This window comes from Verrucomicrobiota bacterium, assembly GCA_016871535.1.
Lineage (GTDB): Bacteria > Verrucomicrobiota > Verrucomicrobiia > Limisphaerales > SIBE01 > VHCZ01.
Genome location: VHCZ01000225.1, coordinates 1 through 9,871 on the forward strand (window position 1 = coordinate 1; position 9,871 = coordinate 9,871).

The 9,871-nt window shown below is 58.9% G+C and carries 6 protein-coding genes; all 6 read left to right on the forward strand.

The features are described from left to right. The first annotated feature begins 221 nt into the window (after positions 1–221). The 6 genes from FJ398_21675 to FJ398_21700 all read left to right on the forward strand — a co-directional run bounded on the left by FJ398_21675 (position 222) and on the right by FJ398_21700 (position 9,387). Positions 222–1,310: a Gfo/Idh/MocA family oxidoreductase gene (locus FJ398_21675; GenBank protein MBM3840521.1), complete on the forward strand. Its 1,089-nt coding sequence runs from the start codon at positions 222–224 to the stop codon at positions 1,308–1,310. A 249-nt stretch (positions 1,311–1,559) separates the two neighbouring features. After that, positions 1,560–2,018 carry a hypothetical protein gene (locus tag FJ398_21680; protein MBM3840522.1) on the forward strand — a complete coding sequence of 153 codons (459 nt, stop codon included), beginning with the start codon at positions 1,560–1,562 and terminating at the stop codon, positions 2,016–2,018. Positions 2,019–2,047: 29 nt separating this feature from the next. After that, entirely contained in the window at positions 2,048–3,535 is a 1,488-nt protein-coding gene (locus tag FJ398_21685; GenBank protein ID MBM3840523.1) for a TolC family protein, read from the forward strand. A 485-nt stretch (positions 3,536–4,020) separates the two neighbouring features. Next, entirely contained in the window at positions 4,021–5,259 is a 1,239-nt protein-coding gene (locus tag FJ398_21690) for an efflux RND transporter periplasmic adaptor subunit (GenBank protein MBM3840524.1), read from the forward strand. Positions 5,260–5,390: 131 nt separating this feature from the next. Further along, the gene (locus FJ398_21695; protein MBM3840525.1) at positions 5,391–5,930 is read left to right on the forward strand and encodes a four helix bundle protein; all 540 of its coding nucleotides are present in this window, start codon (positions 5,391–5,393) and stop codon (positions 5,928–5,930) included. A 16-nt stretch (positions 5,931–5,946) separates the two neighbouring features. Further along, positions 5,947–9,387, forward strand: a complete 3,441-nt coding sequence (locus tag FJ398_21700; protein ID MBM3840526.1) for an efflux RND transporter permease subunit — start codon at positions 5,947–5,949, stop codon at positions 9,385–9,387. Positions 9,388–9,871 lie beyond the last annotated feature (484 nt).

Below are 9,871 nucleotides of genomic sequence, written 5' to 3' on the forward strand. Positions count from 1 at the left end.
GGGGCGATTTCGCTTTCTGGCTTCGTTTCTCCTCAGTCGCAGAGCCCTGGCTATGCTCCTTCGTCGTGCCTCGCCAGAAAGCGAAATCGCCTCCAGCAAAACCGGAATTTATTTTTGCACAGACCCTTAGTGTGTTTCGTGGGTTGAACTGTAGATTCGATCTTGTCGCCGTCATCGCCTGATCGTTTGACAGGCAGGATGCCTGTCCTACTATCCCGCGCATGGCGAAGACAAAAGTGGCTCTCCTCGGCGCCGGGTTCATCGCAGACATCCACATGGAATCGTACCACCGTTTCGTGCCGGACGCAGAAGTGGTCGCAGTTTATACGCGCGATGCCCAAAAAGCCGAGGCGTTCGCCCGCAAACACAAAATTCCGCGTGCCTTTAACGACCTGGACAAAGCGATCGCCGAGTCCGGCTGCGAAGTGGTGGATATTTGCGTGCCCAACTTTCTGCATCACCGCGCGGTCCTGAGCGCCGTTAAAGCCGGCAAGCACATCATCATCGAGAAACCGTTCGCCGTGACGCTGGAGGAAGCCGACGAAATGATCGCGGCATGCAAGAGCGCCAATCGAAAACTAATGTACGCGGAGGAACTCTGCTTCGCGCCGAAATACGAGCGCGTGCGCAAGCTCGTCAATGAGGGCGCCGTGGGGACGATTTTCCAGATGCGCCAATGCGAGAAACATTCCGGCCCGCACAGCGATTGGTTTTACGACATCAACCAATCCGGCGGCGGCGCGCTCATGGACATGGGCTGCCATGGCATCGCCTGGTTTCGGTGGATGCTAGGCGGGCGCCCCAAAGCGGTCTCGGTTTACGCCCACATGCAAAACGGCTTGATCCACAAAGGCCGGACGCGCGCCGAAGAAAACTCGGTGTGCACGGTGGAATTTGAAGGCGGCGCCATTGGCATCGCGGAGAACAGTTGGGCCAAACACGGCGGCATGGACGATCGCGTGGAGGTCTATGGAACCGGCGGCGTGATTTATGCGGATCTTTTTGTCGGCAACTCCGCGCTCACTTACAGCGAAAAAGGCTACGGTTATGCGATGGAAAAGGCGGGCTCGACGAAGGGCTGGTCGTTTACGATTTTTGAGGAGGCGTTCAATCAAGGTTATCCCCAGGAACTGAAACACTTCATCGAATGCGTCCGCGAAGACAAGCCACCGCTTGTGACCGGCGAAGACGGGCGCGCGGTGCTTGAAATCATGTATGCCGCGTATCGCTCGGCGCGGACCGGCCAAAAAGTCCCGCTGCCTTTCCACGCCAAAGCTTCCAGGCCAGTTGATCTTTGGCTGAACGGATGACCACTATCGGGAGCCTGCTCTCGCCCCATGAACCGAAAACTGCACGGACCGCAGCCTTTAGGCTGCTTCCGCGCACTCGCCGGAGTCCAGCGTTGAAGCGGCCTAAAGGCCACGGTCCGGAGGAACGGTTCCATGGGAAGCCACGAATTTCACGAATTGTCGTGAATCCGCGATGCTCAAAAATAATTCGAGTGATTTTGAGGGAATACGCGTATAACGTTCGGACATCTAACAGGTCGATAACTAATTATGAAACGAATCAAATCATTCCCTCTCACTGTACTTCTGACGGCGCTCCTGGGCAGTTCTGCGGGCCTCCTGGCTGCGGACAAGAAGGCCGAAAAAAAGGCGAAACCTTACCCTCTCAACCTTTGTGTCGTTTCCAACGAGAAGCTGGACAGCATGGGCGAACCTTTTGTCTTCGTGCACGAGGGCCGCGAAGTGAAACTCTGCTGCAAAGATTGCCGGAAAGACTTCGACAAGAACACGGCCAAGTTTGTCGCCAAGATCGACGAGGCGGCAAAGAAGGTGAAGCCTTATCCGTTGCAGCTCTGCGTCGTCTCTGACGAAAAACTGGACAGCATGGGCGAACCGTTCGTGTTCATCCATGATGGACAGGAGATCAAGCTCTGCTGCAAGGACTGCAAGAAGGACTTCGACAAGAACGCCGCCAAGTTCACAGCGAAGTTGAGCAAGGCCAAGAAGTGATTTCAAATTTCGAATTTGAAATTTCGACTTTGAGCTGCACGCGCGTTGCTCCAGCCGCGAGGGCCATCTGCGCCGCGCTTCTCAGCTTTGTGCTGGCGTCGGCGCAGGTTGTCCGCTTTTGGACCTGCCCGGCGGATCAAAAGCCCCAGCCGCCGTCGCGCCGAAGCGGCGCTATGGCGTGCTGCGAAGGCGGAAGGACTGGTGCGCTTCAAAACCTGGCGGCTCGTTTCACGCTCCTTCTCGTAATCTTCGCACGAGTCAATGTTGCTCAGGCGAGCGACACCTCAGCGGGCCCCGCCAACGCCCTTTCCCTCCCGCAAATCGTTTCCGAAGTGTTGAGCAACAACCCCTCCCTCAAAGCCGCGCGGGCCGACTGGGAAGCCATGAAGCAACGCGTGCCCCAAGCTCGCGCGTGGGATGACTTGAAGGTCGGCGTGGACGTGGAGCGATCCGGCACGACCCGGTTCAACACGGTGTCGGACGCGGAATGGATGGTCTCGCAAGCGATTCCTTTGTCCGGCAAGAACCGGAAACGCGCTCAAGCCGCCGCTGCCGAAGCGGCAGCGACGTTCGAGGAACTGCGGCGGGTGGAACTCAGCCTGGCGGCTCAGGTGCGCACGGCTTTCTACCGTTTGGCCAATGCTTACGAACAACTCGATCTGAACCGGAAGAATGTCCAGTTGCTTCAGCAGTTCGTCGAAATTACTCGCGCGAAATACGCGGTCGGTGCCCAAACCCAGGGCGACGTGTTGCTGGCAGAAACGGATTTGGCCAAACAAGAGGAAGCTCGCTTTGATATCGAGCGCGAGATTTCCGACGCCGAATCCCGGCTCAATGTCCTGATGAATCGTCAGGTCAGCGAAGCGGTGGGGCGGCCCGCTCCGCCGGCCTTTGCCGCGCATGTCCTGGATGCCCGGCATGTGCCGGCGCTGGCCCTGTCCCATGTGCCGGACGTGCGCATCGCTCAGCAAAAACTCGCCGCCGCGCAGGCGCGTTACGACCTGGCCCGGCGCGAATGGGTTCCCGATCCCGAACTGCGCGTGGAAGCCCGGCAATTCAATGGGTCCGGCGCGGATTTCCGCGAATACGACACCGGCATCTTTTTCAGTGTTCCGTGGTTGAATCGCAAGAAGTACAAAGCGGCGATCGAAGAAGCCAAAATGGGCCTGGAGAGCGCGCGCCAGGAGTTGGAGGCGAAGCAACAGGAAACGCTCGGCCGCGTGCGCGATCATTTGCGGCGAATCGAAACGTTTCACCATCACACGGAGCTTTTCCGCACCAAGATCGTTCCGCTGGCTCGACAGAACGTCAACGCCACGCGGTTGAGTTACCAGACCGACAAGACCGGTTTCCTGAATCTGATCGAAGCGCAACGAAGCTTGCAGGAGACCGAATCCATGTATTGGCATCACCTCACCGAATACCTCGTCGCGCTGGCGGAGCTGGAAACCGTGGTCGGCACGGATCCGAAGCGCGCGCCGGGTTCGGGGCCGCACCATGAGAAAGGAGTCCAATGAACTCTATCGAACGTGTTTTCCGTATCGGGGCGTCGGAGTGTCAGAGTGTCGGAGTGTGGGCGTGCCGGTTGGTTCGCGAATCATTCGCGCGCCGGCCCACTGGCCGAATCACCCCACTCCACTCCCGCGCTCCAGCACTCCAGCACTCCGACACGCCAACACCCCGGCACTCCGATACACGTCCTGTCCGAGAATGCCTCCTGTTCCAACCCGACCTGTTCACGCCCCGCGCATCGTTCGGAATCCCTCTCACCCCTTCCCTCTCCCCCAGCGGGGGAGAGGGAAGGGGTGAGGGGAGGCGTTCCATCGGAAAACGTTACTCGTTTATGGCACTTGTGCTCACCGTGATCGGCGCCGTTTTTCTTACAGTGGGCTGTGCGAAGCAAAACGCCGGAAGCAAGCCGGCCGACATAGATTACTACACGTGCACCATGCACCCATCCGTCAAAACCCATGACCCAAAAGCCAAGTGCCCCATCTGCTCGATGGATTTGGTGGCGGTTAAGAAGAAGGACGCAGCCGCGGCGGGGAGCGGCGACGTGGATTACTACACCTGCACGATGCATCCCTCGGTCAAAAAGCAGAACCCAAAGGACAAATGCCCGATCTGCTCCATGGATTTGACCCCCGTCAAGAAGCGGGCCTCGCCGCCCCAGGGCGGGCACGATCACACCAAAATGCTGGCGGAGCAGGCTGCGCACGGAACACCTGAATCATCAACACCCGGCGAGTTCACGGTGCCGCTCGAACGTCAGCAATTGATTGGCGTCACGTATGCGCCGGTTCAAACCAAACCGCTGCAATTGGCCGTGCGGGCCGTTGGGATCGTCACCTACGACAAACTTCGGCACTGGGATTTTGTGTCGCGCGTGGACGGTTACGTTGAAAAGCTTTACGTCGCGTCGAAGGGCGAGTTAGTCGAAAAAAATCAGCCGCTCGTCACGATTTACAGCCCGGACCTCTTCACTTCCCAGCGCGAGCTCGCCGATCTGCTGCGGTTGCGCGACCAGGCAAAGGACTCGAATGTCTCCGCGGGTCACGAAAGTATGGAAGGGTTGATTGCCGCGGCCCGGCAACGTTTGCGCCTGTGGAACATCACCGAAAAGCAGCTTGAGGAATTGGAACGGACCCGCAAGCCGAGCGAGACGTTGACGCTGGATTCGCCGTTTCGAGGGATTGTGCAAAGCGTCGGCGTGGATCAAGGCCGCAAAGTGATGAGCGGCGATCATCTGGTCGATGTGGCCGATCTCTCCGTGGTCTGGGTTTGGGCCGAGTTTTATCAGGAAGAATTGCCGCTTCTGAAAACGAATCTGGCGGCCACGATCACGACTTCGGCTCACGCCGGTGAAAAGTTCGCGGGCAAGCTCGCGCTCGTCGACCCGTTCATGAATGAAGCGAAACGAACGGTGCGCGCCCGATTGGACATTCAGAACGCCGACTTCAAGTTGCGGCCCGAAATGTATGTGGACGTCGAGTTGGCCCTGGAATTGGGCGTGGGACTGACAATTCCCTTTCACTCGGTGCTGCCGACAGGCAAGCACAACATTGTTTTCGTAGATAAAGGGGAAGGCCGATTAGAGCCGCGTTTCGTCGAACTCGGTCGAAAGTTCGGCGAGCTTTACCACGTGAAGGAGGGTTTGAAAGAAGGCGAGCGCGTCGTGGCCAGCGCGAACTTCCTGATCGACGCCGAGGCGAAGGTGCAAGGGGCGCTGAGGTCGTGGTGAGCGACGAAAAGCGTCATGAGCGTCAAAGCGTGGGAGCGTAGAAAGCCGCGTCTTCTTGGAGCGCCCGGACGACCTGGACACGCAACTGGACGTGTGGCATTGTTCGCAAAATCCGACCAATAAAGGAGGAGATGATGAGAGTTGCAGACTACAAGGATCTTCGCGTTTACAGGCTTGCTTTCGAGTCAGCGACGGAGATTTTTGAATTGAGTAAGCGCTTTCCGGAAATCGAAAAATTCTCACTCACGGACCAGATTCGCCGCTCCTCTCGGTCAGTCTGCACAAACCTGGCGGAGGCCTGGCGAAACCGCCGTTACGAGGCTGCTTTTGCCAGCAAACTCACGGATAGCGATGGCGAGGCCGCTGAAACCGAAGTCCATCTGGACTTTGCATTTCGCTGCAACTACCTGCCCTCCGAAAAGCACGCCAAATTGCGTGACGATTACGACCACATCTGCCGGCAACTCAGGAAAATGATCGATGACGCGCCATCTTGGTGCGGAACTGGCTGTGAATTAAGAGAGTTACCTGCCGAGTATTTTGTCGAGCCGACGGAATCGAAAATCCTCGGCACGGGGAAACCGGACCGCGAGGGCGCCTCGGAGGTTCCCTCCGCGACCGCTCGCTCCACGCTCCACGCTCTACGCTCCAGACCCTCGAAACGCTCCTGATCCAAACAACGCGCCCATGAACAGCGAGACTCCAATCGCTCTCCACGCCGAACACGCTCCACGCTCCGACGACTCACCCCTCATCGAGCGTCTCATCGGCGCGAGCGCGCGCAATGGGTTTCTGATCGTCATCCTCACCATCCTGGGCATCGCCGGGGGCATCTGGGCGTTGAGGCAAACGCCGCTCGACGCCATCCCGGATCTGAGCGACGTGCAGGTGATCGTTTATACCGACTGGGAGGGGCGTTCGCCGGATCTCGTCGAAGATCAGATCACGTATCCAATTTCGACGCGCTTCATCGCCGCGCCCAAAGTGAAATTCGTCCGAGGCGAATCGATGTTCGGCAAATCGTTCGTCTATGTGATTTTTCAGGACGGCACCGATATTTACTGGGCGCGCTCGCGCGTCGTCGAATACCTGGGCGCGGTGCGCGGCATGCTGCCCGAAGGGGTCAACCCGGTGATCGGCCCCGACGCGACGGGCGTCGGCTGGGTCTTCGAATACGCGCTCGTGGACAAATCCGGCAACCGCGACTTGGCGCAGTTGCGTTCGTTCCAGGACTGGCACCTGCGTTACGCGCTGGAGTCGGTCAAAGGCGTCGCCGAAGTCGCCCCTGTCGGGGGCTTCGTTAAGCAATACCAGGTCGATCTCGATCCCAACAAGCTTGCCGCGTACGGAATCCCTCTCAGCGAGGTGGTCGCCAAAATCCGAATGTCGAACAGCGACGTCGGGGGAAAGATTTTTGAAGTCGGCTCGACCGAGTATTACGTCCGGGGCCGCGGCTACATCAAAAAGATCGAAGACCTCGAAAGCATCCCGCTTAAGGTCGTGGACGGCACGCCCGTTTATATCAAGAACGTCGGCAGCGTACATCTCGGACCGGACCTTCGCCGCGGCGTCGCTGAACTCAACGGCGAAGGCGAAGTGGTCGGCGGCATCGTCGTCATGCGTTACGGGGAGAACGCGCTCCGGGTCATCGACGCCATCAAGCGCAAGTTGGAGGAGCTTAAACCTTCGTTGCCTGAAGGGGTGGAGATTGTCACGACTTACGACCGGAGCGATCTGATCCGTAGGTCTATCGCGACGCTGCGCGAGAAGTTGATTGAGGAAAGCATCGTCGTCGCGCTGGTTTGCCTGGTGTTCCTCTGGCACGTGCGTTCAGCGTTGGTCGCCATCCTCACGCTGCCGATTGCGATTATCCTCTCGTTCATTCCGATGCACGGGCTGGACCTCACCTCGAACATCATGTCGCTGGGAGGCATCGCCATCGCCATCGGCGCCATGGTCGATGCCGCGATCATCATGGTGGAGAACGCGCACAAGTTCCTGGAGGAGGCGCAGGAGAGGAAGCGGAGAGAAGCTGTATCGGAGTATCGGAGTATCGGAGTATCGGAGAACTCCACAACTGGCCATTCCCCGACACCCCGGCACCCCGATACCCCGACACCTACTCTCACCAACCGCGAACGCACCGAAATCATCATCGCCGCCGCCAAAAGCGTCGGCCGGCCGCTCTTCTTCTCCTTGCTCGTGATCACAGTCAGTTTCATACCGGTGTTCTCGCTGATGGCGCAAGAAGGCCGCCTGTTCCGGCCGCTGGCGTTCACCAAGACGTTCTCGATGTTTTTCGCGTCGATGCTGGGCGTCACGCTCGTGCCGGTGCTGATGGTGCTCTTGATCCGCGGAAAGATCACGCCGGAGATCAAGAATCCGGTGAACCGGTTGTTGATCTGGATTTACCAGCCGTTCGTGAATCTTGCGCTCAAAGCACGCTGGCTGGTTCTCTTGCTGGCCGTGCCCCTGGTGTTGGTCGGCTCGATCGTTCCGATCGTGAACATTTTCTTCGGCAACCCGATTCCCTTTTACAAGTTCGGGAAGGAATTCATGCCGCCGCTCAACGAAGGCAGCATTCTTTACATGCCCACGGCCGTTCCCGGCATTTCGATCAACGAAGCCATGCGAGTTTTGCAGATTCAGGACCGCTTGCTTCGCCAAATTCCCGAAGTCGATACCGTGTTCGGTAAAGCCGGCCAGGCCGAAACACCGACCGATCCCGCGCCTCTCTCGATGGTCGAAACCGTGGTCACACTCAAACCGGCCGACCAATGGCGGCCCGGCGTGACCTGGGAAAAGATCATCGCCGAGATGGACGCCAAAATCAAAACCCCGGGCATGGCAAACATTTTCTGGATGCCCATTCAGACACGAACCGAAATGCTCACGACGGGCTTTCGATCGATCCTGGGCATCAAAGTTTTCGGCGCGGACCTGGGCGTGATTCAAGATGTCGGAGTGCAAATTGAAAAGGCGTTGTCGGATTTTCCAGAGACGCGCAGCGCCTTCGCCGAACGGACGACCGGCGGCTATTTCCTGGACTTCACCGTCAATCGCCAGGCGGCGGCGCGCTACGGCCTCACGGTCGGCGACGTCAATGACATCATCGAGACGGCCATTGGCGGAAAAACCATCGCCATGACCGTCGAAGGCCGGGAGCGGTATCCGATCAGCGTGCGCTACGCGCGCGATTTCCGTGAGGACCTCGATGCGTTGAAGCGTGTCCTCGTCGCTGCGCCGGGGGGAAATGTGTCGGGGATGGGGGGTGTCGGAGTATCGGGGATGGCCAGCAACCCAGTTACCCCGTCACCCCGAAACCCCGACACAAGTCCCGGCGACGGCGGGCCGCAAATTCCCATTTCCGCGCTCGCGGACATCAGTTACAAGACCGGCCCGCCGTCGATCCGGAACGAAAACGGGCAACTGGTCGGTTTCGTGTTCGTCGATATCACCACGGACGACATCGAGGGTTACGTGCGCGGCGCTTCGGAGCGGATTCGCGAGCGTGTGCAATTCCCGCCCGGCTACTACATGCAATGGGCCGGACAGTTCGAGTATTTGAAGAGCGCGGAGCAACGCTTGCTCATCGTGGTGCCGTTCACGTTGCTCATCATTTTCGTGTTGATCTACCTGAACACCCGCTCGGTCATGCGCACGTTCATCGTGTTGCTGGCGGTGCCGTTCTCGCTGGTGGGCGCGTTCTGGCTTTTGTATCTGCTCGACTACAACATCAGCGTCGGCGTGTGGGTGGGCTTAATCGCTCTGGCGGGATTGGATGCGGAAACGGGCGTGGTCATGCTGCTGTATCTGGACCACGCCTGGGACAAGTTCAAAGCCGCCGGCCGCCTCAACTCGCTCGCTGACCTCTACGCCGCCGTGCGCGAAGGCGCCGTGCAGCGCATTCGCCCCAAAATCATGACCGTGTGCGCGATCCTGTTCGGACTGCTGCCCATTATGTGGTCGCCCGCGACTCAGGCCGGCGCCGACGTGATGAAGCGCATCGCTGCCCCCATGATCGGCGGCGTCGTGACGTCCGCGATCCTCGAGCTGCTAGTCTACCCGGTCATCTACGTGATCTGGCGAAGACGGCATTTGCCGCCAGAAAGAGGAACCAGAGAGTAGAACTAGACTTCAGGCCTTTTTCACAGGCGCCAACAGAGCAAACGGAGAGAGAGGAATTGCATTGGGACCGCAAGGACCCCCGGTTCGCGCGCTGCGTCCAAAGGAAATTCCAATCCACCCGCGATCCTCAGCCAACGACGGTGGGGCGAGGCCTGCCGAGCCAAAGCCATCCTGGAAAATGTCCTGTTCCATTCGGACCTGCACTCGGCCCATGAACCCGTCGATGGTAGGGCAGCGCTGCTGCGCCGCCGCATCGACTGAAGACCGCCTGCGCTGCGCGGCCATGAACCGAAAACCATCCGGACCGCAGCCTTCAGGCTGCTTCCGCGCCCTTTCCGGAGTCGAACGTTGAAGCAGCCTAAGGGTCTGTGCAAAAATAAATTCCGGTTTTGCTGGAGGCGATTTCGCTTTCTGGCGAGGCACGACGAAGGAGCATAGCCAGGGCTCTGCGACTGAGGAGAAACGAAGCCAGAAAGCGAAATCG

Coding starts and splice junctions, on each gene's coding strand:
- FJ398_21700 (MBM3840526.1), top strand. CDS start 5,947: ATGAACAGCGAGACTCCAATCGCTCTCCACGCCGAACACGCTCCACGC.
- FJ398_21675 (MBM3840521.1), top strand. CDS start 222: ATGGCGAAGACAAAAGTGGCTCTCCTCGGCGCCGGGTTCATCGCAGAC.
- FJ398_21680 (MBM3840522.1), top strand. CDS start 1,560: ATGAAACGAATCAAATCATTCCCTCTCACTGTACTTCTGACGGCGCTC.
- FJ398_21690 (MBM3840524.1), top strand. CDS start 4,021: ATGGATTTGGTGGCGGTTAAGAAGAAGGACGCAGCCGCGGCGGGGAGC.
- FJ398_21695 (MBM3840525.1), top strand. CDS start 5,391: ATGATGAGAGTTGCAGACTACAAGGATCTTCGCGTTTACAGGCTTGCT.